Annotated in this window: 22 protein-coding genes; 10 read left to right on the top strand and 12 right to left on the bottom strand. The window is 71.6% G+C overall.

Features of this window, described 5'->3' with window-relative positions; all coding sequences use genetic code 11:
- Window positions 1-45: 45 nt before the first annotated feature.
- Together OG866_RS02650 and OG866_RS02645 are read right to left on the bottom strand one after the other, a co-directional pair.
- Entirely contained in the window at window positions 46-1,620 is a 1,575-nt protein-coding gene (locus OG866_RS02650) for an acyl-CoA carboxylase subunit beta (protein WP_329331704.1), read from the bottom strand.
- A 175-nt stretch (window positions 1,621-1,795) separates the two neighbouring features.
- Entirely contained in the window at window positions 1,796-2,779 is a 984-nt protein-coding gene (locus tag OG866_RS02645) for a tetratricopeptide repeat protein (protein ID WP_329331702.1), read from the bottom strand.
- A gap of 81 nt (window positions 2,780-2,860) precedes the next feature.
- On the opposite strand from OG866_RS02645, the gene OG866_RS02640 reads away from it, so the two are divergent.
- From OG866_RS02640 to OG866_RS02625, 4 genes are all read left to right on the top strand, one after another.
- Entirely contained in the window at window positions 2,861-3,964 is a 1,104-nt protein-coding gene (locus OG866_RS02640) for a YihY/virulence factor BrkB family protein (protein ID WP_329331700.1), read from the top strand.
- 93 nt (window positions 3,965-4,057) lie between these two features.
- Window positions 4,058-4,759 (top strand): hypothetical protein, encoded by a 702-nt coding sequence (locus OG866_RS02635; RefSeq protein WP_329331699.1) that lies wholly within the window; start codon window positions 4,058-4,060, stop codon window positions 4,757-4,759.
- Between the two features lie 144 nt (window positions 4,760-4,903).
- On the top strand, window positions 4,904-5,146 hold the full coding sequence (locus OG866_RS02630) for a DUF5133 domain-containing protein (protein WP_329331697.1): 243 nt from the start codon (window positions 4,904-4,906) through the stop codon (window positions 5,144-5,146).
- Window positions 5,147-5,231: 85 nt separating this feature from the next.
- Entirely contained in the window at window positions 5,232-5,921 is a 690-nt protein-coding gene (locus OG866_RS02625; protein ID WP_329331694.1) for an NADPH-dependent F420 reductase, read from the top strand.
- 37 nt (window positions 5,922-5,958) lie between these two features.
- Here the strand turns inward: OG866_RS02625 and OG866_RS02620 are convergent, their stop codons facing one another.
- The 3 genes from OG866_RS02620 to OG866_RS02610 all read right to left on the bottom strand — a co-directional run bounded on the left by OG866_RS02620 (window position 5,959) and on the right by OG866_RS02610 (window position 8,570).
- Window positions 5,959-6,345, bottom strand: a complete 387-nt coding sequence (locus tag OG866_RS02620; protein WP_329331692.1) for a hypothetical protein — start codon at window positions 6,343-6,345, stop codon at window positions 5,959-5,961.
- A gap of 99 nt (window positions 6,346-6,444) precedes the next feature.
- Window positions 6,445-7,128, bottom strand: a complete 684-nt coding sequence (locus OG866_RS02615) for a class I SAM-dependent methyltransferase (protein WP_329331690.1) — start codon at window positions 7,126-7,128, stop codon at window positions 6,445-6,447.
- An 83-nt stretch (window positions 7,129-7,211) separates the two neighbouring features.
- Window positions 7,212-8,570, bottom strand: a complete 1,359-nt coding sequence (locus OG866_RS02610; RefSeq protein ID WP_329331688.1) for a DEAD/DEAH box helicase — start codon at window positions 8,568-8,570, stop codon at window positions 7,212-7,214.
- 212 nt (window positions 8,571-8,782) lie between these two features.
- Here OG866_RS02610 and OG866_RS02605 point away from each other — a divergent pair, with 212 nt between their 5' ends.
- A complete protein-coding gene (locus OG866_RS02605; protein WP_329331686.1) occupies window positions 8,783-9,031 on the top strand; it encodes a hypothetical protein in 249 nt (82 codons plus the stop codon).
- A gap of 202 nt (window positions 9,032-9,233) precedes the next feature.
- Here OG866_RS02605 and OG866_RS02600 read toward each other — a convergent pair whose 3' ends face one another.
- From OG866_RS02600 to OG866_RS02590, 3 genes are all read right to left on the bottom strand, one after another.
- Window positions 9,234-9,881: a response regulator transcription factor gene (locus OG866_RS02600; protein ID WP_329331682.1), complete on the bottom strand. Its 648-nt coding sequence runs from the start codon at window positions 9,879-9,881 to the stop codon at window positions 9,234-9,236.
- The gene (locus OG866_RS02595; protein ID WP_329331680.1) at window positions 9,878-11,134 is read right to left on the bottom strand and encodes a sensor histidine kinase; all 1,257 of its coding nucleotides are present in this window, start codon (window positions 11,132-11,134) and stop codon (window positions 9,878-9,880) included. Before OG866_RS02595 ends, OG866_RS02600 begins: the two co-directional genes overlap by 4 nt.
- A gap of 136 nt (window positions 11,135-11,270) precedes the next feature.
- Window positions 11,271-12,401, bottom strand: a complete 1,131-nt coding sequence (locus tag OG866_RS02590) for an ABC transporter substrate-binding protein (protein WP_329331678.1) — start codon at window positions 12,399-12,401, stop codon at window positions 11,271-11,273.
- 260 nt (window positions 12,402-12,661) lie between these two features.
- Here OG866_RS02590 and OG866_RS02585 point away from each other — a divergent pair, with 260 nt between their 5' ends.
- On the top strand, window positions 12,662-13,519 hold the full coding sequence (locus OG866_RS02585) for a thermonuclease family protein (RefSeq protein WP_329331676.1): 858 nt from the start codon (window positions 12,662-12,664) through the stop codon (window positions 13,517-13,519).
- Between the two features lie 64 nt (window positions 13,520-13,583).
- Here the strand turns inward: OG866_RS02585 and OG866_RS02580 are convergent, their stop codons facing one another.
- Window positions 13,584-14,267, bottom strand: coding sequence for a peptidoglycan DD-metalloendopeptidase family protein (locus tag OG866_RS02580; RefSeq protein WP_329331674.1), 684 nt, complete (start codon window positions 14,265-14,267; stop codon window positions 13,584-13,586).
- Between the two features lie 9 nt (window positions 14,268-14,276).
- Window positions 14,277-14,993, bottom strand: a complete 717-nt coding sequence (locus OG866_RS02575; protein WP_329331672.1) for a peptidoglycan-binding protein — start codon at window positions 14,991-14,993, stop codon at window positions 14,277-14,279.
- Between the two features lie 185 nt (window positions 14,994-15,178).
- Here OG866_RS02575 and OG866_RS02570 point away from each other — a divergent pair, with 185 nt between their 5' ends.
- Window positions 15,179-15,997 carry an AfsR/SARP family transcriptional regulator gene (locus tag OG866_RS02570; protein ID WP_329331669.1) on the top strand — a complete coding sequence of 273 codons (819 nt, stop codon included), beginning with the start codon at window positions 15,179-15,181 and terminating at the stop codon, window positions 15,995-15,997.
- On the top strand, window positions 15,916-16,794 hold the full coding sequence (locus tag OG866_RS02565) for a peptidoglycan-binding protein (RefSeq protein WP_329331667.1): 879 nt from the start codon (window positions 15,916-15,918) through the stop codon (window positions 16,792-16,794). The genes OG866_RS02570 and OG866_RS02565 overlap by 82 nt, the downstream gene beginning before the upstream one ends.
- A gap of 43 nt (window positions 16,795-16,837) precedes the next feature.
- Here the strand turns inward: OG866_RS02565 and OG866_RS02560 are convergent, their stop codons facing one another.
- Both OG866_RS02560 and OG866_RS02555 read right to left on the bottom strand, forming a co-directional pair.
- Window positions 16,838-18,784 carry a phospholipase D family protein gene (locus OG866_RS02560; protein WP_329331665.1) on the bottom strand — a complete coding sequence of 649 codons (1,947 nt, stop codon included), beginning with the start codon at window positions 18,782-18,784 and terminating at the stop codon, window positions 16,838-16,840.
- A gap of 81 nt (window positions 18,785-18,865) precedes the next feature.
- Window positions 18,866-20,092, bottom strand: coding sequence for a DUF2235 domain-containing protein (locus OG866_RS02555; RefSeq protein WP_329331663.1), 1,227 nt, complete (start codon window positions 20,090-20,092; stop codon window positions 18,866-18,868).
- 215 nt (window positions 20,093-20,307) lie between these two features.
- On the opposite strand from OG866_RS02555, the gene OG866_RS02550 reads away from it, so the two are divergent.
- On the top strand, window positions 20,308-21,369 hold the full coding sequence (locus OG866_RS02550; protein WP_329331661.1) for a WD40 repeat domain-containing protein: 1,062 nt from the start codon (window positions 20,308-20,310) through the stop codon (window positions 21,367-21,369).
- Window positions 21,370-21,375: 6 nt separating this feature from the next.
- Window positions 21,376-24,288 (top strand): DUF6603 domain-containing protein, encoded by a 2,913-nt coding sequence (locus OG866_RS02545; RefSeq protein WP_329331659.1) that lies wholly within the window; start codon window positions 21,376-21,378, stop codon window positions 24,286-24,288.
- Window positions 24,289-24,302 lie beyond the last annotated feature (14 nt).

Below are 24,302 nucleotides of genomic sequence, written 5' to 3'. Positions count from 1 at the left end.
CCTCGGTGCGGATCGCGGGAGGGAGGCCTTCTGAGGACGCGGGGCTCAGAGCGGGATGTTGCCGTGCCTGCGCTGCGGCAGCGGCGCGCGTTTGCCGTGCAGGGCGGCGAGGGCGCGGCAGATGTGGTCGCGGGTGTCGCGCGGGGCGATGACGGCGTCGACGTACCCGCGTTCGGCGGCGAGGTACGGCGTGCCGTGGGTGCCCTCGTACGCGGCGACCAGACGGGCCCGCAGCGCCTCGGGATCGTCGGCGGCGGCCAGCTCGCGCCGGTGCAGGAGGCCCACCGCCCCCTCGGCGCCCATGACGGCGATCCGGGCGCTGGGCCAGGCGAGGTTGATGTCGGCGCCGAGGTGCTTGGACCCCATCACTGCGTACCCGCCCCCGTACGCCTTGCGCACGACGACGGTGACCTTGGGGACGGTGGCCTCGGCGTAGGCGTACAGCAGCTTGGCACCGCGCCGGATGATGCCGCCGCGCTCCTGCCGTACGCCGGACAGATAGCCGGGGACGTCGGCGAACGTGAGCAGCGGAATGCCGAACGCGTCGCAGAACCGTACGAACCGGGCGGCCTTCTCGGAGGCGTCGATGTCGAGGACCCCGGCGAAGTGCAGCGGCTGATTGGCGACGACACCGACCGACCTTCCCTCGATCCGTGCCAGTGCGCACACGATGTTCGGCGCGAACAGCTCCTGCACGTCCAGCAGTTCACCGTCGTCGACCACCGCCCGCAGGATCGCGCGCATGTCGTACGCCTGCCCGAGCCGATCCGGCACGACGGTGTCGAGCAGGTCCCCGGCGGGGGCGTCGCCGGGCGCGTAGGCCGGTGGGGGCTCCAGGTTGTTGGCCGGAAGGTAGGAGAGCAGATCGCGTACGACGTCCAGGGCGTCGTCCTCGTCGGCGGCGAGGAAGTGTGCGTTGCCGTTCACGGCGTTGCTGGTGCGGGCGCCGCCCAGCTCCTCGGCGGTGGCGCGCTCGCCGGTGACGGCCTCGATGACGTCGGGGCCGGTGACGAACATGTGCGAGGCGCCGTCCACCATGACCGTGAAGTCGGTGATCGCGGGCGAGTAGGCGGCGCCGCCCGCGCACGGGCCGAGCACGACCGAGATCTGTGGAATCACCCCGGACGCCTGGACGTTGCGGCGCACCAGTTCGGCGTAGAGGGCGAGGGAGGTGACGCCTTCCTGGATACGGGCACCGCCCCCGTCATTGAGCCCGACGACCGGACAGCCCGTCCGCAGAGCGAGATCCATCAGGGCGAGGGTCTTCTCGCCGAACGCCTCGCCCATGCTGCCGCCGAACACGGCGGAGTCCTGGGCGAACACGCACACTCGGCGCCCGTCGACAGTGCCGAACCCGGTGACGACCCCGTCGCCGTAGGGACGCCGGTCGTCACCCCCGTTCGGCCGGGCCCGCACGAACAGCCCGGTCTCGGTGAAGGACCCCTTGTCCACCAGCCGCTCGATCCGCTCCCGGGCCCCGAACTCCCCGCGCCTGCGCGCCCCTTCCACCGTCAGCGCCCGCTCGCGGCGGCGGGTCAGGTCGGTGATCCGCTCCGCGGTACCGGGCGGAACGTGCGCAACTGCCTGCGGCGGGCCGGATGTCGTCGCCTCTTTGGTCACAACCACCTCCGAAGTGGTTGTCGAATATGGCAGCGCCGCGACGAATGTTTGAGCGAATTACTGGGGGCTGTGGGGGAGTTGAGTCCTCCGGAACGGAATTTCATCCCCGGATGACAAGGCGCCGGTCCTTCGGCAGCCTCTCCTGCACGCGGCGTCGCGCCGGCCGCAGGCGTGTTCAGCTCTCGCGTGCCCGGCGGGCTTCGGCCACCAGGTGGCGGGGCAGTCCCTCGCCCGCGCACGCGTAGTCGAACAGCAGGGCGCGGTAGCCGGTGGCGGTGAGTTCCGGCGCCATCAGGATCAGGGCCCGCAGATCCTCCGGCGAGCCGGACAGGCGCGCGCGATAGGCGGCGCGCGCGGCACGGAGGGAGACCTCGCCGGGCGCGAGCGCCAGCCCCTGTTCCACCCGGCCCACGGCCGCGGCGAAGTCGCCCAGTTCGGCACGTACGTCGGCGAGGTCCAGGTAGAGCGACCAGTTGCCGGGTTCCAGGGCCAGGGCACGTTCGAAAGCCGACGCGGCCCGGTCCAGGTCACCCGTCGCACGCCAGGTGCCCGCTCGTGCGACCTCGGTCCACATCGAGGGCCCGGCGGTGTCGGCGCGGTCGCACAGGGCGAACGACAGATCATGACGGCCACAGGCGCGCGGCAGCCGGGCCATGGCGGCCAGCGACTCAGGCACGGGGCTGCGTGCGGACACGACGTCGACGGCCCGGAACCAGGGCGCGAACCGGGCACGCATCTCCTCGGAATCCAGGTCGTGGCCGTAGTCCAACGTCCGCAGACAGGCCTCGGCCAGCGCCCCGGCACTCACCCCACCGAGCAGGCGTGCGTCGCCGAACCAGGGCGCCGCGCCCCACGCCACGTCGGGCCGCACCCCGGTGACCGAGCCGAGGGTCATCACCGCGTCGTCCATCGCTCCGTCGAGAAAGAAGAAATAGGCCTGGGCCGGCACCGTGCTCACGGAGCCGTCGCCCGCGAGCCCCGCCTTGACCTGCGAACGTCGCTCTCGCCACAACTCGGCGAGCACCTCATAGGGCTCCGCAGCCGCCGGCGCCGAGGCGACGGCCCCCACCAGCATCCTCACGGCATCGACCGGGCTTCCGCCGCAGTGCGCCATCACACCGGCGAGAGCGACTCCCGCGCGCACAGACTCATGGGACATCGACAGAGGATATCCATGGCCAAAGGTTGGCGGTGATGGCCGGCCACACATGAGCTCGACCTGGATGGTTACCCGGCGGCCATGAGCGAACGGCAGAACCTCGGGCACGGGAACGGTGAGCGGCACTCCCGGTCGGTGCGGGACGCTCCCGGTGACGAGACGGAACGCGGCGTCACCGCCCCCGACACCGACGAGGAGCGGTTCGGACCGCCCCCCGAGGTGGAGCGACGGGCGCCGGACTCGCCGGCCAAGCTGCCCGCGAAGGCGTGGGTGGCCGTGCTCAAGGGCAGCCTGCGCGAGTTCAAGAACGACGAACTCGCCGATCGCGCCGCGGCCCTGACGTACTACGGAGTGCTGTCGCTGTTCCCGGCCCTGCTGGTGCTCGTGTCCCTGCTGGGCATCGCGGGCAGGTCGGCCACGGACACCGTGCTGGACAACCTCAGGCAGCTCACCCCCGGCTCGGCCCGCGACATCATCACCCGGGCTGTGCAGCAGTTGCAGGACCAGTCCGGTACCGGCTCGGTCATGGCGATCGTCGGCCTGGCGCTGGCGGTGTGGTCGGCGTCCGGCTATGTGGCCGCCTTCATCCGCGCCGCCAACGCCGTCTACGACATGCCGGAGGGGCGCCCGGTGTGGAAGGTGCTTCCGGTTCGGCTCGGGGTGACCGTCGTGCTGATGGTGCTGGCGGTGGCCAGCGCGCTGATGGTGGTCTTCACCGGCGCCCTGGCCCACCAGGCCGGGACCGCCCTCGGGCTGGGAGACACCGCGCTGACGGTGTGGGCGATCGCCAAATGGCCCGTCCTCGTCCTCCTCGTCACGATCATGATCGCGATCCTGTACTGGGCCACGCCGAACGCCCGGGTGATGGGATTCCGCTGGATCACCCCGGGCAGCGTCCTGGCCCTGCTCATCTGGCTGGTCGCCTCCGCCGGCTTCGCGCTGTACGTCGCCGGCTTCGCCTCGTACAACAAGACCTACGGGACCATGGCCGGCGTCATCGTCTTCCTGATCTGGCTGTGGATCAGCAACCTCGCGGTCCTGCTGGGCCTGGAGTTCGACGCGGAGACGGCACGGCAGCGGGCCGTGGCGGGCGGCCTCCCGCCGGACGCCGAACCGTACACCCGGCCCCGCGACACCAGGACCTGGGACGAGAAGGACCGACAACGCCTCGCGGACGGCCTCTGAGACGCCCCCGGCCGGGGCCGGGAACCGGGCGGCGCGTCGCACTCGTGTCCCGGGTACAGGTACACGGGCCACGGCTGCGCGCACGGGGGAATCATGCAGATCATCGAGGTGACCGGATACGCCGTCTGCTCCGCCGTGATCACCATGCGGCGGAGCGGCACCCCGCTCGAATTCGTGATCTTCCCGATGCTGCATGTCGCCTCGCCGACCTTCTACTCCCAGGTCCGCACCAGACTCAGCGCCTGCGACCTCATCGTCCTGGAGGGCATCAGAGGCCGCTCGGTGGGCGTGAGTGCCCTCACCCTCGCCTACCGATTCGCCCCACGGCGTCGGCGCAACGGCCTCCAGGAGCAGCGCGACGACGTGTTCCTTCCCGAGTCCGTACCGGTCGTCAACCCGGATGTGACCGCGGCCGAGGCGATGGCGGACCTCAGGACACTGCCGCGTTGGCTGTACGTGCTCCTCATGGTCGCGGCTCCCGTGATGGGCCTCGTGTTCGCTCTGCGCGGTCCCCGGGCCTTCCTCGACGAGGACCTGGCCGTCGATGATCTGCCGCAGACACCACGGGCGGAGCTGCTCGCCGACGACCCCGTGGAACACGCCATGACCGGCCGGCGTGACGAACGACTGCTCGCCGCGCTCGGCGAGATCCACACAGAGCGCGCCGACGAGCCGATCAAAGTGGCCATCGTCTATGGAGCCGGCCATGTCCCGGCGATCGTCTCCGGCCTGATGGACCGTTACGGCTACCGGCCTCGTGAGGGGCAGTGGCTGACCGTCCTCGTCCCTGAGTAGACCTCCGCTCAGCGACCCGTCGAACTTCGGCCAGAGGCTCCCCGGTCCACGGGCGCCCGATGCGTAGATCGTCCCAGGCGGGGCACTTGGGATTCTGCCCGGCGCCGCCGGGTGCCGAGCGGCGGTGTGAGAGGGGAACTCATCATGATTCTTCCGGCGGAGAGAGAGCTGCGTGTCGCGCTGGCACGGTTCGCCGAGGCGCGCATCGATCACGACAGGCTGGCCACCGGTCGCAGCGGTCGCGCTCTTGAGGACGCCACGTACACGCTGTGCGTACTGACCGGCGCCCGTACCGCTGAGGATGCCCTCGCCGTGGCGGACGCGCTGCTGCGCAGGTACGGCGCCGAGGCCGCGCGCGCGAAGAAGGACAAGACGCTGGCCGCGTAGCAAAACCGTACGACTCGGTCTAGGTTCGTTCCCGGAGCCGGGCGCATGCCGTCGTCCCGGCTCGTCCGGGAAGGATCGGATCCTCATGCGTTACGCAGTTCTCGGTACCGGCATCGTCGGCCGGACGATCGCCACCAAGCTCGCCTCGCTGGGCCACGAGGTGGCGATCGGTACGCGTGATCCGCAGGCCACCCTGGCCCGCACGGAACCCGACGGGATGGGCAATCCGCCGTTCGCGGTCTGGCACACCGACCACGCGGACGTCCTGCTGAAGCCGTTCGCCGAGGCCGCCGCCTTCGGTGAGACGGTGGTCAACACCACCGCCGGAGGAGCGGCCCTGGACGCGCTGGACGCGGCGGGCCGTACGAACCTGGTGGGCAAGGTGGTCATCGACATCGCCAACCCGCTGGACTTCTCGGCCGGTATGCCGCCCACCCTGGACCCGGTCAACACCGACAGTCTCGGCGAGCAGATCCAGCGTGCCTTTCCCGACGCGAAGGTCGTCAAGACGCTCAACACCATGAGCTGCCCCGTCATGGTCGAGCCCGCTCGTGTCGCCGGCCCGCACAACGTCTTCGTCTCGGGTGAGGACACCGGCGCCAAGAAGCAGGTGACCGAGTTGCTGGTCTCCTTCGGCTGGCCCGAGTCCAGCGTCATCGACCTCGGCGGCATCGAGACCGCCCGGGGCGTCGAGATGGTGCTGCCGATCTGGCTGCGGCTGATGGGCACGCTCGGCCATACCGACTTCAACTTCCATGTCCAGGTCGCCCGTTAGAGCCTCGGCGGAGCGGCGTCCGGCCCGCCGGTCCCGGTCAGGTGGGCAGGAGGCGCGGCCACCAGGGCGGGACGTTGCCCGGGCACAGCGGGGCGGGGTAGGAGTCCGGCATACCGAGCCATGTCACGAGGAACCAGGTCAGGCACACGGCGAAGAGAAGCCCCGTGGCCCAGGCCGCCCCGCTGTGCCGTCGTCCGAGGGTGCTGTGCAGGACGATCCACGGCAGGGCGGCGGCGATCCAGATGAGCGGCGTGAGCACCAGCAAGGTCATGCCGTTGGCCGCCGCACCGCCGCCGATGTCACACGCCGCCCAGGCCCTGCCGATCGCGGCGACGGACACGGCCGCGGTCAACCCGCCGAAGAGGATCCCGGCGCCCGTCCCCCTCAGCCCACGGCTGGTTGCACCCGACGTCCCTGCCCCCACGCCCGCCTCCCCCGCGTCGTCGTTGAGGCGGAGGCTACCAGCGCCGCGGAGCGGTTCCGCGACGCCCACAGTGACGGCCGCTGCTGACGGCCAGGGCCTTCAGCGCAGCCGACGGGCCCGCAGCACCACGTCGTCGGTGTGGTGCGCGCCCGCGCCGCCGCCCGGAGCCACGCGGGGCCGCTGTTCGTCCACCTGCACCTCCCAGTCCGCGTCGAGCAGCGCGGCGACCATCGAGGGCCAGACGTAGTCGGCCGGGTCGAAGCCGCTGTCGTCCGCCGACCGGCCCTCCATGCCCGCGTGATGCACGAGCAGCAGCACGCCGCCGGGTGCCACGGCATCGAGCAGCGCGCGTTCGGCCGCCGCGTCGGGGGTGCGCAGCAACGCCGGGTACTGCGCGGAGACCAGGTCGAAGGAGGCCGGCGGGAGGGACGCCTCGGTCAGTGCGGCGTGCGTCCAGCGCACGGTGACGCCGGCGTCCCGCGCGTGCCCGGCCGCCCGCTCCAGCGCCACGCCCGAGACATCGAGCGCGGTCACCTCCCAGCCGGCGCGCGCGAGCCACACGGCGTCGGCGCCCTCGCCGCAGCCCACGTCGAGCACACGTCCGGGGGCGAGCCCGGCGACCTCCGCCACCAGCGCGCCGTTGGGCTCGCCGCTCCACAGCTGCTGTCGGTCGGCGTAGCGGGTGTCCCACTCCGCCCGCACCGCGGGGTCGCCGGCATACGCGTCGGCAGGCGAGGAGGACGTGGCGGGGACGGGCGTCGGTGCGGTGATGTCGTCGGTCATCGGACCACCGTCGCCCCTGGTGCCCCGGTCACGCCACACTCGTTGCCGGACCGGCAAAAACGGCGTTCCGCGACCGCTCGGGGTCAGCGGCCCCTGCGGACCCGGGCCGCGGCACGGGCCTCCGCCGCCTTACGGGCCTCGGCGGCCTTGCGGGACTCCTTCGCGGGGCGGCCCGTACGGTCGCCGAGGCCACGGAAGGGGACGTTGCCGGTGGTGGTCTTCGGCCCGGCCGGCGGGCGCTTCGCGCCGGTGATGGCGGTCAGCTTCGCCTCGCCGGAGCGCACCTGGGTGACCGTCGGCCGGATCCCGGCGTCGGACATCATCCGGTTCACGTCGCGTCGCTGGTTGGGCGTGACCAGGGTGACCACGGTCCCGGACTCCCCGGCGCGAGCCGTGCGGCCACCGCGGTGCAGATAGTCCTTGGCGTCGGCCGGCGGGTCGACGTTGACGACGAGGTCGAGCGTGTCGATGTGGATGCCGCGCGCGGCGACGTTGGTGGCCACCAGCACGGTGATCGCACCGTCCTTGAACTGGCCCAGCGTGTGCATGCGCTGCGGCTGCGACTTCCCGCTGTGCAGGGCAGCGGCCCGGATGCCGCTCGCCCGGAGATGGCGGGTGAACTGGTCCACGCCGGCCTTGGTGTCCAGGAACATCAGGACCCGGCCGTCCCGCGCGGCGATCTCGGTCGCGGTCGCGTACTTGTCGGCGGCGTGGATGTTCAGCACATGGTGTTCCATCGTGGTGACCGAGCCCGCGGCGGGGTCGACCGACGCGAGCACCGGGTCATGCAGATAGCCGCTCACCAACTGGTCCACGTTGCGGTCGAGCGTGGCCGAGAACAGCAACCGCTGACCGTCGGGGCGCACCCGGTCCAGGATCTCCGTGACCTGCGGCAGGAACCCCAGGTCGCACATCTGGTCGGCCTCGTCCAGCACCGTGATCCGCACCTGGTCGAGATGGCAGTCCCGGCGCTCCACGAGGTCGGTGAGCCGTCCCGGCGTCGCGATCAGTACGTCGACCCCGGCCCGCAGCGCCGCCTGCTGCCGGTTGATCGACAGCCCGCCGACCACGGTCGCCAGCCGCACCTTGAGGGTCTGCGCGTACGGGGTCAGCGCGTCGCTCACCTGCTGGGCGAGCTCCCGGGTCGGCACCAGGACCAGCGCGAGCGGCCGCTTGGCGTCCGCTCGCAGGCCCGCGGTCCGGACGAGGAGCGCCAGCCCGAAGGCCAGCGTCTTGCCGGATCCGGTCCGGGCGCGGCCGAGGACGTTGCGGCCGGCCAGGGCGTTGGGCAGGGTGGCCGCCTGGATCGGGAAGGGCTCGGTCACACCGAGGTCGGTCATCGTCCGCGCCAGGTCCGGCGGCAGCCCGAGCGCGTCGAAGGAGTCGGCCGGAGGCAGTCCGGGCGACACGGTCGGTTCAGGACTCGACGGCTGCGCGTTCATGGGGGCACCTTCCTGATCTGGCGCCCCGGAACGATAGGAGGCCCGCACCCCTTGGCACGGGCCCCGGCGAAGTCGAAGCGTGCACCCATTTTATCAGCGGACACCCGCACGACCCGCTGCTCCGGACCGGCCCCAGGTCCAAGTGCCGAGACCGGATCGGACCGCGGGCGGGTTTCCCGGCCCGGCCGGCTCGCTGGTATGGGCGGACCGGCATGATCACCCGCCCGGCGGTGGGGCGGGCGGACGAGCGTGCCCGTCTCCCTGGTCCTGACCCGCCGGCCTCGCCGCCGTCCCGGTGGGTCGCCGGGGTCGGGAAAGGCAGGCTGTTCCGCCGGTACGGCGACCGCAACGGGCTGCTGCCGGCGCTGCTGGACGACGTCGAGGGGGAGTTCTACGACCGGTACACCTCGGGTCCGCCACCGCTGGGCCCCGGATCCCCGTCGAACGCGGGTCGCCCGTAGGGGGTGTTCCGGCGCGGACGTCGTGGGCGACCATGCCCTGCTCGCCCACGCCCTCCTCTCCTTCGTGGACCTGGAGACCTGGAGACCCTGGACCAGCTGTGCGACGAGGAGCGGGTCACCACCGTGCGGCTGCGGCGCGCCTGGGCGGATCTCGTGCGGCGGGTGACCGACGCCGACGCGGGCCGCCCCGGGAGGAGGTCGGTCAGGTGAGTTCGAGCAGGCCCCGGCGTACCGCCTCGGCCACCGCCGCCGCCCGGTTGTCGACGCCGAGCTTGCGGTAGACGCGCACCAGGTGTGTCTTGACGGTCGCCTCGCTCAGATACAGGGCGCCCGCGATGGCGCGGTTGCTGTGGCCGTCGGCCATCAACCGGACGACCTCCCTTTCCCGCCCCGTCAGTTCGGGCGCCGGGGCGACGACCTGTCCGACGAGTGCGCCGACCAGGTCCGCCGCGAGCCCGAATCCGCCCTCGGCGGCGCTGCGGACGGCGCTGAAGAGCTCTTCCGGCGGACCGGCCTTGAGGACATAGCCGCGTGCCCCGGCCTCCAGCGCCCGCACGGTGTCGGCCCGTCCCGAATAGCTGGTGAGCATCACCACCGGCAGACCCGGAGCCTGGGCGGTCAACCGGCGGATCGCCTCGACGCCGTCGATGCCGTCGTCCCTGCCTCCGAAGCGCAGGTCCATCAGGACGACATCGGGTGTCAGCGCCAGGGCGAGCCGCACGGCCTCCTCGCCGGTGCCGGCCTCCGCGATCACTTCGAGGTCGGGGGTGCCGTTCAGCAGGGCGCGCAGCCCCGCGCGTACGACCGCGTGGTCATCGGCGATCAGGACGCGCCGGGTCGGGGTCGTCATCGGGCCGCCGCCGCGGACAGGGGCGCTTGCGCGCGAGGCCGTACAGGCGTCGGAACCGTGGCCCGGATGCGGGTGCCGCGCCCTGGCGTGCTGACGACCTCCAGATCGCCCCCGTACTCGCGCAGGCGCGCTCGGGCGGCCAGCAGGCCGAAGCCCCGGCCCGCTCGGAGCGGACCGCCGCCGCGGGCGGGGTCGAAGCCGACACCGTCGTCGCACACGTCCAGTTCGACGCGGTCCTGGAGGCGTCGGAGCGTCACCGTCGCCCGGGTCGCCTGAGCGTGGTCGCGGACGTTCGCCACGACGTTCTGGGCGACCCGGAACAAGGCGGTCTCGGTGTGTTCGTCCAGCTCGACCGCTGGGTCTCCCACCGCGCCGAACCGCACCTGGGGGGCGTCGCCCGGCTGGTGCGCCCGGGCGCACAGCAGCCGCAGGGATCCCTCAAGTCCCGCTTCGGCGACGGACGGTGAGGCGAGGTCCTGGATGATCCGCCGGGTCTCGGTGAGGCCCGCGTCCAGGCCTTCGGCGACGGCCCGGACGTGGCCGCGGGCCGCGTCGGGCCGTTCGGCCCAGTCCTGCTCGGCGGCCTGCAACAGCATCAGACTGCCGGACAGGTCCTGCGCGAGCGTGTCGTGCAGGTCGCGAGCGATACGGGCCCGCTCCTCGAGCACACCGCTGCGATGCCGCTCGGCCGCCAGGACGTCACGCGTGGCGCGCAGTTCCTCCAGGAGACGCTCGCGCTCGGCGACGTCGCGCTGCTGGGTCCGGTACAGCGCCACCGTGCCCCACACCGCTGCCACCGGGACCAGCACCATCTCCGGGTCGAACCCGCCCGCGGTACGGGTCAGTTGACCGACGAGCAGGGCGGTGATCAAGGCCAGCGCCGCACCGGCGGCCCGGGGCGGGACGCTGCACAGCGCCACACAGGCCAGCGGCACGGCACACCAGACGTAGGCGCCGGTGAGGGGCGGCGGAGTGAGGAACACGAGGACCGCCCACAGCATCAGGAGGAGGGCGATCCAGACGTGCCGGGCACGCGGGCCCAGTCTGCTCCCCAGCGCGAGGCCCACCGCGTACGTCACGGCGAGCAGAGCGCTGACGGTCACGATCTCCCAGCACAGGGGGAGGTTCAGCCGGGCCAGGCGCACGGCCGCGGCACCGACGACCAGGAAGAACAACAGGTGCGGCAGCTGCCTCGGGCCGAACCCGCCGCGACGGAACGGCGCGAACGTGTGCGCGGGGCCGGGGTCGGACACGGCAAACCCCCTGGACGGAAGATCCATCGGGACAGGAGAACCGAGTCTATCCACCGCCTGTATGACCCATGTGAAGAGCGGTGCGGCCGTCACGCCGGACAGGAACCCGCGCAACCACCGCACCGCCGCACAAGGCTCAGGCGCCCGGGTGCAGTCCCAGTCGGCCGGGAGTGGGGGCGCCCTCGACCTCGCCGAAGTACAGGGCGAAGGTCTGCTTCCAGCGTTCCACCTCGGCACGGTCGGCCATGAAGCGGGGGAAGCCGTCGACGTGGGCCTCGGGGTACTCCCACAGGGGCTTGAGACCGGCCGGGGGAGCGATGTCGGTGCGCACCGACCATCCGTTGAAGGAGTTGTTCTGCCGCTCGGTCGACAGCTGCCAGTTGAGGAACAGCTTGGCGGCCAGCGGGTTCTTGGCCTGCTTGAGGATGGCCGTGCGCTGCCCCCAGCCCATGAACGGGTGCCCGTCGGCGACGACGAACCGCGCGGGCGACGACGCCGGGGCGACCAGCGAGCCCGCCGTGCCGATGCCGATCGCCTTCTGCCCGGCGAAGACGGCATCGCCGGGGGAATTGCTGCCGCGCGCGAACCGCACGTCCTGGGCGGCCAGTCGGGCCACCCAGTCCCAGCCGTACTGCCGGGCGTAGAGGCTGAACAGGTAGAGAACGGCGTCGTCGTCGTGCGGGTACGACGAGGCGATCCTGCCCTTCCACTTCGGGTCGACCAGCTCCTGCGGGGTGCGCGGGGCGTCCTGCCCGACGGCCGCCGTGCCGTACAGGAAGCTGAAGGCGATCGCGCCGGTGGCCACCCACGCGCCCTGCGGATCCCTGAACTTGTCGTAGACCTTCGAGAACCCCGCGGGCCTGTAGTGCAGCAGCCGGCCCTGCTGCTTCCAGCGGTCGAAGTCCTGGAGGGTCTGAAGCTGTACGACGTCGGGGACCAGGGTGTCGGTCGCGAACTGGTTGTCGACGCGGACGTCGTGGTACTTGCTGTAGTCGACGATCAGCGTCAGGTCGATGTCCGGGAAACGGTCCCGGAAGGCGGCCTTGGTGCCGTCCTGCTGGGTGGGGGTGTCACCGCCGGCGTAGACGACGAGCTTTCCGCCGTCCGCCACGGCGGCCTTGTAGAGCTCGTCGAGCGACCGGGTCTCCTCGCGGCCGGTGGAGCGCCCCGAGGCGCCGGGAGAAGCGGCGGCCGGGACCGCGGAGGCGGCCACGCCGAGCGCGGCGCCGAGGGCGAGGACATGTCGTCTGCTGGGAGAAGAGGGCATGCGAGGAGACCTCTCTGAGAGGGGGGTGGCGTGAAGGGCCCGGCGCGCGCCGCGGGCGGTGATCAGTGTGCCGCCGCCCGGCCCGTCCGCGCGTCGTCCGTGCGGAGGGAGGCGGACTCCGGGAGTTGGAAGACGCGTTCAACCGAACGGTTGAACAGGGAACCTCTCGGCGGCAGCGCACCGCCTGCCGCTGAGGTGCGGAACTCCTGATCCGGGCGCACCATTTGAAGTGGGGGCCGACCCACTGCGGAGGTGTCGCCATGCCCATGCTGCTCATCAAGGGGTTCTACGAGATCAAGGGCTCCCAACCGGACGGGGACACGGTGCATTTCACGGCCGATGACCCCGCGCAGTGGAGTCTGGTCGGCGGCGGACTGGGCCGCGCCGTCGAACACAACGCGGCGGGTCGTGCCTCGCTGCGGCTGGACGCGATCGACGCCCTGGAGACCCACTACGGCCCCAACCGTGTCCACCAGCCGTTGCAGTTCGCCCATGCCGCACGGGACGAACTGATCAACTGGCTCGGCTTCACCGATGTCCAGCACACGGACGAGAGCGTGACGGCCACCACCCCGGAGCAGGTTCCCGGGTTCATCCTCACCCGTGGTTCCGATGTCCACGGCCGGTGCATCGCCCTGGCCGGGCGCGGAACACCGCCCGGGGACAGCGGCCTGGAGATCGACGTCGACGCCGCCGTGCTGAGGACGACCCTCAACCACCACATGGTGACAACGGGGTTGGTCTACCCGACGTTCTACCGCAGCCTGTTCACCAGCCTGCGGGTGGAGCTGACCACCGCGGCCAAGGAGGCCCGGGAAGCGGGACGGGGCCTGTGGCCCGGCGATGTCACCACGACCGGGGCGAAGATCACCGGCCTGGCCTCGCTGACGGACGAGGCCATACTGCTCCCCAAGCTGTTCCGGCGGCTGGTGGACTACCTCAAACTGGACATGCCGCTGACGAGTTTCCCCGCCTTCCTGGCCGGTGTCGGGGACCGCTTCTCCATCCTGTCCACTGGGGAGCGGTGCGTCGGTCTGCACCGGGTCGTGGAGACCACGAACGGCCAGACCGTACGTATGACGCATCCCTCCGAGGACCTGCTCTTCGAGGACTCCTGACACCTGCACACCTGAAGGCCCTGGTAGCCCCTCAGGGGCTACCAGGGCCTTCAGGTGCACCACGTCACCAGCGTGGCTTGGCGACGTTGCCGTAGGACCACGAGGAGCCTTTCGACATCTCGAAGTGCAGGTGCGGCCCCGTGGAGTTGCCGGTGGTGCCCACCTTGCCGAGCTGCTGCCCGGCGGTGACCCGCTGGCCCGCCTTCACCTGGCGCTGCGAGAGATGGCAGTACGTGTAGATGTGGCCGTTGTCCGCCCGCAGGCCGATCCACTGGCCGTACGCCCCGCCCTGCCCGTTGGACCAGGCGATGGTGCCGCCGCGTACGGCGACCACAGGGACTCCGGAGTTGGCGGCGAAGTCCTGCCCGGTGTGCCGGCCGACGCCGTCGGGCTTCCAGGCGTAGTCGCCGCGCTCGAAGAACTGGAAGGTGACCTTGTGGCCGGGCACGGGGGAGGCCACATGTCCCTTGCCGGAAGGCCCCGCCGGGGGGTGCGAGTGCCCGTGTTCGACGGTGAAGTGGGCGAAGTGGCCGAGGGTGGTGAGGGAGGTGAGGCCGGGTTTGCCGTCGGCGTCGGCTCCTTTGAAGCCCTGGGCGAGTTGTTCGGCGCGGTAGGCGGCTCGGGTCTGTTCGCCGAAGAGGCCGGTGGCTCCGTCGGGGATCTTGTGGCCTCGTTTGATGAGGGCTTTCTGCACGGTGCGTACGTCCTCGTTCCGCTTGCCGAACTGGACGTTGGACAGAGCGACCATGGGGGACTCCTAGTACCCGTGGGGTGCCCGGTGCGGATCGGCCTGCTGGACGCGGGCGGCGAAGTTCGAGCCGGACTGGTTCACGTGGTAGCGGTGGCGCACGTAGTTGATCGTCGCGCACATGCAGGCGACCACGTCATAGGGCGTGTCGGCGGTGCCCGCCTGGTGGTACGCGGCGAACGTGGAGGGAATGCACTGGGTCGCGCCCCGGGAGCAGTTGAGCGGGTGGCCGTCGGCGGCGGTATGGCCGTGCGCGTTGACGTCCGTCGTGTTCACCCGGAACTTCGGGTGGTTGAAGGCGGACTCGCGCCGGGCGATGGTGGTGAGCGCCGGGACACCGAACTGCGGGTCCATGCCGGTCAGTTGACAGGCCTTGCGCGCATAGCGCCGCATCGCCGCCTCTCCCGACTCGTCGCCGGGATCGCGGAAGGTGACCCGGGCCAGGGCGAGCGCGCCCGCCCCGTCGGTGGACGCGTGCTCGTTTTCGACGGTGAAGTGGGCGAAGTGGCCGAGGGTGGTGAGGGAGGTGAGGCCGGGTTTGCCGTCGGCGTCGGCTCCTTTGAAGCCCTGGGCGAGTTGTTCGGCGCGGTAGGCGGCTCGGGTCTGTTCGCCGAAGAGGCCGGTGGCTCCGTCGGGGATCTTGTGGCCTCGTTTGATGAGGGCTTTCTGCACGGTGCGTACGTCCTCGTTCCGCTTGCCGAACTGGACGTTGGACAGAGCGACCATGACGGCTCCGCTCCCGGTCTCTGGTTCCGAATGCGATCGGTGGGTCCGAAGGTACGGAGGAGACGTCAGCGGGGCGTCATCGTGGCGTCATCGGGGAGGCCGGGAGGGGTTCCGGCCGAGTTGCCGGGGGCTGCGGCAGAGGGCGAAAATGGTTGTGGAACACCGTGCGTGAGGCGGTCAAGGTGGTGTCTGCGTCTCCCCGGCTGCGACTGCTCGGCCAGTTCCGGCTGGAACTGGGCTCCGAGAGCGTCGAACTGTGCCGCAACGCCCAAAGGCTTCTGGCCTTCATGGGCCTGCGCGGACGGGTCTCCCGCTCCGTCCTCGCCGGCACCCTGTGGCCCGAGGTCACCGAGGGACACGCCAGGGGCAGTCTGCGCACCACCCTGTGGAAGCTGCCGAGGGACGAGCCACCCCTGATCGGCTGCCATGGCGACGCCCTGCTGGTCACTCCCGCCCTGCGGGTGGACGTCCACGCGCTCACCCGGACCGCGCTGGGCGTCGTACAGGGCGATGGCACCGCACTCCACGCGCTGCCCCTGCTGGGACTCCTGACCGGCGAGGACCTGCTGCCGGGCTGGGACGAGGACTGGGTGCTGCTGGAGCGTGAACGGCTGCGGCAACTGCGGCTGCACGCCCTCGACGCGCTCGCCGAGGCGCTGATACGGCAGGGCAGACCGGCTCTGGCGGTGGAGGTGGCGTGGGCCGCCGTACGGGCCGAGCCGCTGCGGGAGAGCGCGCACCGGGCCATGGTGGCGGCGCATCTGGCGGAGGGCAACGTCGGCGAGGCGCTGCGGCACTACGAGGCGTTCCGCCGCCTGCTGGAGGAGGAGCTCGGGGTCGCGCCCTCGCCGCGGTTCGCGCGCATGCTGCCCCAACGTCCGGGAGACAGAGCGAGGCAGGCCACCGCGAGAAAGGCCGCACCATGCACCAGAGCGTTCGCGACTACTGGATCTCCTTCAACGACCCTCTCGAAGGGCGAGTCCACTTCATGTACCTGGACGTGAAGGGGTATGTGAGCACCGGAATCGGCAACAAGATCGACGAGACCGCGCGGGACAACTCCGCACCGACCGGTCAGGAGCGTGCCCTGTCCCTGGCCGCGGCCGGCTTGCTGCGCTGGCTGGTCAACGACGCGGAGACCGAGGCGACGCCCGAGGAGGTCGCCGCCGAGTGGGACACGGTCAAGTCGCGGCTGGACCTCGCACCCTTCGGGCACGGCAACTTCAGGCCGCCGCTGACGCGGCTGCATGTGGAGGACGACGAGATCGACCGCCATGTGTTCGCCAAGCTCGACGAGATGGAGACGGTGCTCACCCGGCGGGAGGGTTTCGGGGAGTTCGCTTCCTGGCCCGCCAACGCCCAGCTGGCCACGCTGAGCATGTGCTGGGGGATGGGCCCGAAGTTCCGCTTCCCCAAGTTCCAGGGCCATGTGGCGGTCCGTGACTGGGCGGGTGCCGCGGACGAGTGTCACTTCACGCCGGACGTCGGCACCATCCGCATCCGCAACAAGCTCGACCGGGCCCATTTCCTGCTGGCGTTGGACGCGGAGTCGCGGGGAGTGGCCGCCGATCAGCTCGTGCTGGAGGTCTCCGACGTGTTCGGCGTCCAGGGGGCACTGCTCGCCCTGGGCATCAAGCCGCTGACCCAGGACGGCGTGGACGGCCCCCTCACCCAGGGCAAGGTCAAGGAGTTCCAGGCGGCCAACGGCCTGGCCGAGAACGGGGCGTTCGACGATCCGGACACGGTGTCCGCCCTCGCGTCCCAGCTCTCCGGCCTCGGATTCACCGTGTTCGGATCCTGACCCTCGACAACCCTCGACACCGTGGGCCGAGCCGACACTCCGCTCAGCACACGGTGTTGGGGTTGAGAAGGTCCCGCAGGAACGCCTCGGGGCTGGGCACCATGTCCGCCAGGACGCCGAGGTCCATGCCCGGCACCAGCGGGAGGGGAATCGCGAGCGGGCCGAACACCACCGGAGCGAGAAGCTGCCAGTTCTCCATCTGCTGGACGCTGCGCAGCAGTTCCCGCAGCACCTCGCGCCAGTCCACGGCCGGAACCTGCGGCGGAACCGGGAAGTTCACCAGATGGCCGATCTTGCCGCCCCCGGTCGGCATCCGGCCGAGGCCCACCAGCGGGTCCTCGTGCAGCGCCGGATCCTCGTTGAGGTGCTCGCCCCAGATCTGCGTGCGCAGATCACGGACGGACACACCGAAGCGGTGGGGTGCGCCGCCGACCGTGCCGTCGCCCAGGTCCATGTCGAAGACGCCGAGGTGCAGCTCGGAATCCGTCGTGTGCGACCGGAAGTTGAGGTTGGCGCTGCCCGCGGCGGCGTACTGGTCGTCGACGATCATCAGCTTCGCGTGGACGTAGACCTGCAAGGCCGTCGCCGTCTGCTCCAGATGGAAGCAGTGGACGTTCGCGGGCGCCGCGGAGGCGATGCGCTGAAGGGCCTCGGCGCGCAGGGCCTTGTGGACGTCGCCCAGCCCCGGCGCGTCGAAGTCGCGCGCGGTGACCAGGATGACCTGGACACCCCGGGCGGCGGCGTCCCGCAGGTCGTCGACGAGCGGCGAGGGCCACAGGTACTGGTCCTCGATGTAGATGTAGTGCCGCGCCCGGCCGATCGCCTTGCGATAGGCGGCCGTGACGGTGAACTCGCCGCCCGGCAGGAAGGAGTAGACCCCCTTGCAGGTGAGGGTACGCAGCACCTGCACGGCCTGGGTGCCCGAGGTGGGCGACGGCCCGGGCTCCTCCGACGACGGGATCGGCACCGGCGTGGCGTCGATGCGGCTGGGCGTGGTGGGGTCGTTCCAGCGTTGGACGAGGGCCTGCCAGATCTGGGCGGTGGCGGGCCCGAACACCCCGCACTGCACGTCGTGCCAGCCGGGCAGGCTCGCCTTGACCCCGAGGAAGTCGGGCTCCCGCTGCCGGAAGGGGGGATCGACATGGGCGGCGTTGTCCCAGCGGTCGAGGCAGACATCGATCCCGCCGACGAACGCGCACGGCCCCTCGGCGGCCCCCTGCACCACCGCGCACTTTTGGTGGTGGGAGCCGAAGTGCCCCACTCGGGCGTCGAGGACCGCCTGGGCGCCCGCGCCGACCAGTGCGGTACGGAAGTCGAAGTTGTCCTTGGACGGCAGGGTGGGCACCCTGGGCCTGCGCACCGGAAGCGTGGAGAACTGCGAGCCGTACAGGAGCGCGCGGACGACGACACCGTCGGTGTGGAGCTTCAGCAGCCGGTCCAGGATCCCCGGTGTGCCCGCGGTCGCCGGGCGCAGCAGCTGCTCGGGCGAGAACCGCCAGCCGGCGAACAGCACCCGGTCACCGACGCCCAGCGCGTCCAGCCGCGCGGCCAGCGTGTCGTAGTACCCCTCGCCGTCGACGAAGAAGAGCACCAGGTTGTCCAGGGTGAAGGCGGGGGAGCGGAAGGGGCCCATCTCGGCGTCGGTGAGCAGCCAGTCCTCGGGTACGACGCTCTCCACGGGCGGGTTTTCGAGTGCCGCGCGCATCTCGTCCAGCTTCTGCACCGTCAAGGGGCCGACGTCGTCGATGACCTCGGCCTGGGGGACGCCGAGCACCTCGACCTTGAACCGGGCCACCGCGCCGGCGGTCTCGTCGCCGTAGTCGCCGTCGGCCCCGAACTGGGGCAGACAGTCCGGGTCCCGGTCGAGCAGGGCGATCTGTATCTTCTGCACGGCCGGGTCGTTGCGGTGCCGGGTCCGCGAGATGCGGTCCTGGTCCTGTGCGATCGCTTCCAGCAGCGCGTCGCCGGCGAAGAGCGCGGAGGTCAGCATCCCGGTTCTCCTTCACCAAGGTGGGGCCGCCTTCGCGTGGTCAGGCAGTCGGCGGCTGTGGCCGGAGCGGCCACGGCGGGGTCACGTCGTGCGGTGGAGGCCGTCGCTCGTATCGGCCGGTGCCTCCTGGCCGGACGGCGCTGGCGGCGCTGACGGCGCGGTGGGCAGGGGCGGTAGGCCGGCGGCGAGGCCGGGCAGCAGGACGGGCTCCAGGCGGATCCGCTCCGGGCGGGCCAGATATCGGTCCAGCTCCGGCGGCCGGTAGCCGGGCTCCTGGTCGTAGCGCTCCTTGGCGGGCACCGCCAGGAACTCGTTGCCGTCGGGCTCGCCCTTGTCGTTCGTCGCCGCCGCGATCGATCGGTGCAGCGGCTTGGACAGCCGGAACATCTTGGTCCGAGAGTTGTGCATTTTCCCCAGGGCGTCCGGCCGTACGCGGAAGTCGATGCTCTTCTCGGGCTCCATCTTCTTCGGCCCGGCCTCGCTGAGCGCGTCGTCGTCGAACTCCAGCCCGTGGCGGCGCGCCTGATCGGCCATCCACAGCAGGGGGATGTCGGACAGGCCCGTCTCCATGTAGCTGCCGCCGACATCGCAGTGCACCCCGGAGAACCAGACCTGCTGGAGTTCCTGACCCTGCTCGGCGGCGCCGGGCTGCTGGTGCCACAGGGTCGGCCGGAACGCCGAGCGCTGCTCGTCGATGGCCAGGGCGTGGAAGGCGGCCCTGACCCAGCCGCTCAGTTCGGTGTTGTGGAACGCCCAGCGGTGGTTGAACCGGTTGGCGGCCGGCTGGAGCAAGGCCGCGTCCGGGACCGGGATACCGAGCGAACCCACCGTGTCCCACACCCCGATGAAGCGGATCTCCGTCTCGCGCGCGTACGAGCGGCGGAACAGCGTCGCGGCCGCGCCGTTGGGCTGCTCGATTCGGTCGCGGTACAGCGCCCAGGCCTCGGGGATCCGGTCGGCGTGGTCCCGGCGCGGGATGCCGCAGTTGCGGATCAGCCCCGCCAGGCTGCGCGCGGTGAACGCGCCCCGGCTGAAGCCGAACAGGAACAGTTCGTCGTCGGGCTCGTACGTCTCGACGAGGAAGCGGTAGGCGTCGACGATGTTCCGCGACAGGCCCACGCCGAACGCGCCGCCCCGCAGGCGTTCCCGCCGAAGGGTGCCTACGCCGCTGTGGTAGTAGATGCGCTGCTCTTTACCGGCGGCGGTTCCCGAACGCAGGGACAGGGCCACCTTGGCGACGTTCGTCTTGCTGGGCTGGTCGGCGAAGTTCCAGGTGCCGTCGCAGCAGACGATCAGACGTTTCGCCATGACCATCCTCCTCGCGAGAGCGCGGAGCGGCATATCACACCACTTCCATGCTTGCACCGCTCTGAGGGGCGCGCCATGCGACACCAGTTCGGGTCGGTGACCTGCGGCGGTACAAGTGGCGAGCGCCGACAATCCGGCTAGGCTGGTGAGTTGCTGCAATCCGCAGACAGCCTGACGTCACCGCCGAACTCCTCGCCGTCAAGGAGGAGCCGCTCATGAGTGAGCCGGGTACCGTGGCACTTCCCGTCAAGCACGACGGTTCGGTCCAGGCGATCGCCTTCAGCCCGGACAGCACCCGCTTCGCCAGCGCCGGCAGCGACTCCTTGCTGCGGGTGCGCCCGATCGGCATCGGTGTCCCGCTGGACATCCCCGTCGACGGATCCGTGACCGGCATCGCCTTCAGCCCTGACGGCAGCAAGATCGCCGTAGCCGACTTCGAGTCGGTGTCGCTGCGTGACAGCACGACCGGCGCGGTCGTCTGGCAGGGCCCGCTCGATCCGGGGAACTCGGTCAACACCGTGCGGTTCGGCGCGAACGGACAGCTCGTCGCCGTCACCGACACCCTGGTCGCCGTACTCGAACAGGCCACCGGCGCGACCGTCAAGCGGACCAGCGTCGACCCGCCGCTGATCGCCGACGTGGATCTGAGCCGGGATGGCACCCGGATCGCGCTGGCCATCGACGAACGCCACGGCGGGAACCACAAGTTCGCCGGGGCGGCGCGGGTCCTCGACCTGGCCACCGGCACCGAGCTCGGGAAGCTGACCCCCGGCAACGCCGTCCACGCGGTCGCGTTCAGCCCGGACGGGACCAAGGTGCTGTGCTGCTCCGCGGACGACACCACCCGCATGTTCAAGGCACAGGGTGGGGCGGAGGAGTGGCGGCTCGGGGGCGAGGACGGCGACGAGGTCACCGCCCCGAGCTGCCTGGCGTTCGACCCGAAGGGCATCTGGACCGTGGTCGGCGGCGCCGACGGGTTCGCGCGGGTGCTGGAAGCGGAATCCGGGGCCCAGAAGGCCCGGGCGCCGAAGCTGGTCGCCGGTGGTTCGTCCCCTGGGGCCGTCACCCATGTGGCGTTCAGCCCGAACGGCAAGTTGGCGGCCAGTGCCTGCATCGACAACCTCGTGCGGCTGTTCAACCTCAACAGCGATGAGCTGTACACCGTGAGCACCGAAGAGGTGCTGACGATGCGGTTCAGCCCCAACGGCCGCTGGCTCGGCGTCGGTTGCTTCGACCGCGCGCTGGTCATCGACAACGGCGAAGCCAACCAGGGGTGATGCGCCATGGACCCGCACGAGCTCCTGCACCAGGTCGCCGACCAACTGCGCGCCCTGACCCGGGACGCCGTGGAGGGCCTGGTACGCGATCTGCCCGAACTCGGCGAGGATCCCTCCGCCGCCGGCACGATCCTCGCCGGACGGCTGCTCGCCGTGCACGACCGGCTGCCCGCCGGGAACTCGCTGGTGGAACTCGTACGGGAGATGCTCGGCGACCTGGGAGCCGGCTCGCCGGTGCCGTTGCGGCTGCACGGCTGGCGGCGGGCGCCCGGCGCGCCCCGAGGAGTGGCCCTGGTGCTCACCGACCCGTCCGGAGCGCCATCCGGGCGGGCCGTGCTCGGAGTGACCCCGGACGGGCCGGTGTTCGACGTGGTGGTCACCCCGGGGACCGCCCTCTCCCTGCCCGCCACGGCTACGCAGACGTGGAGCGCGGAGGCGACCGTCGCCGCCCCGCCCGAGGGCTGGGACGCCGCCTTCGGCCCCGGCCTGCCGCCCGCGCCTCCCGGCGGCACCGCGACCATCACGCTCCAGCGCACCGGGCGACTGGCCGCCGGAATGACCGACGGGCCGGGCATCGGCGTCGACGGAATCGGCCTCACGGTGACCGTGGCCCCGGGGGTGCCCGCGGCCGTCGAGGTCGAGCTGCGCCGGCTCACCGCCGCCCTCCTGCCGGCCGCCCTGGCCAGACTGGTCGGCCTCGGCGGTGGCAGCCCGATGTCCGACGGCTCCGGACCGGTCAACGTCACCGTCCGGGCGGACGGGGCCGCGGGCCTGCGCTTCACGGGGACCGGCGCGCTGCGCATCCCCCTCTCGCTGCGGGTGAACGCGCCGTCCGTGTCCACCCGGGGCGCGGCCCTGGAACTGACCTCCGACGCGGGCGGGCCACGCCTCGCCCTCTCCGTTTCCGCCACCGCCGGGCTGCCGGGGCTGCCCCTGCGGGTCTTCCTGGACGGCGCCGGAATCGACCTGCCCGTGGCGCTGTCACCGACGAGCCGCCCGGGCCTCGACCCGAGCCGGCTGCGCGAACTGTTCCCGGACGGCATCGGCACCGAGCTGAAGCTGCCGCCCGTCTCCGGCGGCGGTGTGGTCCGACGGACCCCGGACCAGGGATACGCGGGGCTCATCTCCGTCGACCTCGGGGTGCTGCGGGTGCAGGCCGTCGCGCTGTTCCGGCCGCCCGAGGGAAAGACGCCCACCAGCTTCCTGGTGCTGCTCTCCGCCCAGTTCCCGGCCCCCGGCATCCAACTGGGGCTCGGATTCGCGCTGGACGCGGTCGGCGGCCTGGTCGGCGTCAACCGGCGCGCGGACATCACCGCCCTCCAGCAACTGGTCTGCGACGGCAACGCCGACCATGTGCTGTTCCCGGACCGCGTGGTGGAACGCGCCCAGGAGATCACTGGATCCCTCGGCGCCGCCTTCCCCGTCGCCTCCGGCCGCTTCCTGGTCGGGCCGATGGTCCGCATCACCTGGGGCGGACGGATGGTGTCGCTGTCCGGCGCCCTCATCCTGGAACTGCCCGCCCCGGCACGCGCGGTCCTGGTGGGACGGCTGCTGGTCGGGCTGCCCGACCCGGCGGCGCCGCTCATCCGGTTGCAGGCGAGTGTGCTCGGCCGGCTCGAACCGTCCGTCCCGCTGGTCGAACTGCTGGTGTCGCTGTCCGGCTCGTGGATCGTGGGACTCGCCGTGCGGGGCGAGCTGTATCTGCTGGTACGCGGCGGCGCGCAGCCGGAGTTCGTCCTGTCCGCCGGCGGCTTCCACCCCCGCTACACCCGGCCCGCCCGGGTGCCCGCGCTGCGCCGGCTCCAGGTCGACCTGGCCCCGGGCAACGGGTTCGGACTGCGGATGGAGGCCTACTTCGCCATCACCTCCAACGCGCTGATGTTCGGCGGCCAGGTGCAGTTGGACGCCTCGATCGCCGGCTGCGGGGTGCAGGGCTGGCTGGGCCTTGACGCACTGTTCGTGTTCGACCCGTTCGCGTTCTCGGTCCACGTACGCGCCGGGGTGGCGGTGCGCGCCTTCGGCCACCGACTGGCCGGCATCGGCCTCGACTTCACCCTGGAGGGCCCGGCGCCCTGGCACGCCTTCGGCACCGGCAGCATCTCGGTGCTGTTCTGGGACGTCGAGCTGGACTTCGACGTCCGCTGGGGCTCACCGCCCGCGGTCGGCCAGCAGCCCGCGCGTCCGCCGATCGAGGCGCTGACCTCGGAGCTGGCGCAGGCGAAGGCCTGGGCGGCGGAGCGGCCGGCCGAGGAGCGCACCGCACTGGTGTTCACGCCCGCGGCGACCGAGAAACTGAACCAGGGGACCCTCGTCCACCCCGACGCCACCCTTCGGGTCACCCAGCACGCCGTGCCACTGGGCGTGCCGATCTCCCGGTTCGAACGGCGACCGGTGCCGGTGCAGACCTGGACGATCACGGAGATCACCCTCGGTACGCCGAGGTCCACCGCCGGACTTCCCTCGTTGGCCGAGCGGTTCGTACCCGGCGAGTTCTTCGACCTCACCGAGGACGAGCAGCTGACCAGGACCGCGTTCGTCAGCTACGCCGGCGGACTGCGGACGGGGCCCGACGACGGCATCCGCGTCGGCGTCGGGCACCGGGTCGACGACGGCTACGAGACCGGATACGAACCGCCCCTGCCCGAGCGGCAGTTCTCCTTCTGGCCGGGCTTCTTCCGCCGTGAGGCGGTCTACGCGGTCAGCGCCGCCGAGCGGCTGGAACGGTGGCGCACGCCCGAGGCGGCCGTCAAGGTGCGCCCGCCGACGCTCAGCGTGGCCGCCGCCGACACACTCCAACCGCTGCTGGACGACATCACCCTGGTCGACGCCACGACGGACGCGTGGGAGGCGGTCCGCGGACAACTCGCGCGACCGCAGGACGCGGTGCAGCTCGTCGAGCGCTGGGAGGTACACCCATGAGCGCGCGGCACGGG

It is taken from the genome of Streptomyces sp. NBC_00663, assembly GCF_036226885.1.
In the GTDB taxonomy this organism is placed as follows: Bacteria; Actinomycetota; Actinomycetes; order Streptomycetales; family Streptomycetaceae; genus Streptomyces.
The sequence above is the reverse complement of the archived record's forward strand: the minus strand, read 5'-3'. Positions and strand labels throughout refer to the sequence as shown.

What these genes read in the sequence shown, in the direction of transcription:
- OG866_RS02645 (WP_329331702.1), bottom strand. Translation starts at nt 2,779, where the DNA reads ATGTCCCATGAGTCTGTGCGCGCGGGAGTCGCTCTCGCCGGTGTGATG.
- OG866_RS02640 (WP_329331700.1), top strand. Translation starts at nt 2,861, where the DNA reads ATGAGCGAACGGCAGAACCTCGGGCACGGGAACGGTGAGCGGCACTCC.
- OG866_RS02635 (WP_329331699.1), top strand. Translation starts at nt 4,058, where the DNA reads ATGCAGATCATCGAGGTGACCGGATACGCCGTCTGCTCCGCCGTGATC.
- OG866_RS02630 (WP_329331697.1), top strand. Translation starts at nt 4,904, where the DNA reads ATGATTCTTCCGGCGGAGAGAGAGCTGCGTGTCGCGCTGGCACGGTTC.
- OG866_RS02625 (WP_329331694.1), top strand. Translation starts at nt 5,232, where the DNA reads ATGCGTTACGCAGTTCTCGGTACCGGCATCGTCGGCCGGACGATCGCC.
- OG866_RS02615 (WP_329331690.1), bottom strand. Translation starts at nt 7,128, where the DNA reads ATGACCGACGACATCACCGCACCGACGCCCGTCCCCGCCACGTCCTCC.
- OG866_RS02610 (WP_329331688.1), bottom strand. Translation starts at nt 8,570, where the DNA reads ATGAACGCGCAGCCGTCGAGTCCTGAACCGACCGTGTCGCCCGGACTG.
- OG866_RS02605 (WP_329331686.1), top strand. Translation starts at nt 8,783, where the DNA reads ATGATCACCCGCCCGGCGGTGGGGCGGGCGGACGAGCGTGCCCGTCTC.
- OG866_RS02600 (WP_329331682.1), bottom strand. Translation starts at nt 9,881, where the DNA reads ATGACGACCCCGACCCGGCGCGTCCTGATCGCCGATGACCACGCGGTC.
- OG866_RS02590 (WP_329331678.1), bottom strand. Translation starts at nt 12,401, where the DNA reads ATGCCCTCTTCTCCCAGCAGACGACATGTCCTCGCCCTCGGCGCCGCG.
- OG866_RS02585 (WP_329331676.1), top strand. Translation starts at nt 12,662, where the DNA reads ATGCCCATGCTGCTCATCAAGGGGTTCTACGAGATCAAGGGCTCCCAA.
- OG866_RS02580 (WP_329331674.1), bottom strand. Translation starts at nt 14,267, where the DNA reads ATGGTCGCTCTGTCCAACGTCCAGTTCGGCAAGCGGAACGAGGACGTA.
- OG866_RS02575 (WP_329331672.1), bottom strand. Translation starts at nt 14,993, where the DNA reads ATGGTCGCTCTGTCCAACGTCCAGTTCGGCAAGCGGAACGAGGACGTA.
- OG866_RS02565 (WP_329331667.1), top strand. Translation starts at nt 15,916, where the DNA reads ATGCACCAGAGCGTTCGCGACTACTGGATCTCCTTCAACGACCCTCTC.
- OG866_RS02560 (WP_329331665.1), bottom strand. Translation starts at nt 18,784, where the DNA reads ATGCTGACCTCCGCGCTCTTCGCCGGCGACGCGCTGCTGGAAGCGATC.
- OG866_RS02555 (WP_329331663.1), bottom strand. Translation starts at nt 20,092, where the DNA reads ATGGCGAAACGTCTGATCGTCTGCTGCGACGGCACCTGGAACTTCGCC.
- OG866_RS02550 (WP_329331661.1), top strand. Translation starts at nt 20,308, where the DNA reads ATGAGTGAGCCGGGTACCGTGGCACTTCCCGTCAAGCACGACGGTTCG.
- OG866_RS02545 (WP_329331659.1), top strand. Translation starts at nt 21,376, where the DNA reads ATGGACCCGCACGAGCTCCTGCACCAGGTCGCCGACCAACTGCGCGCC.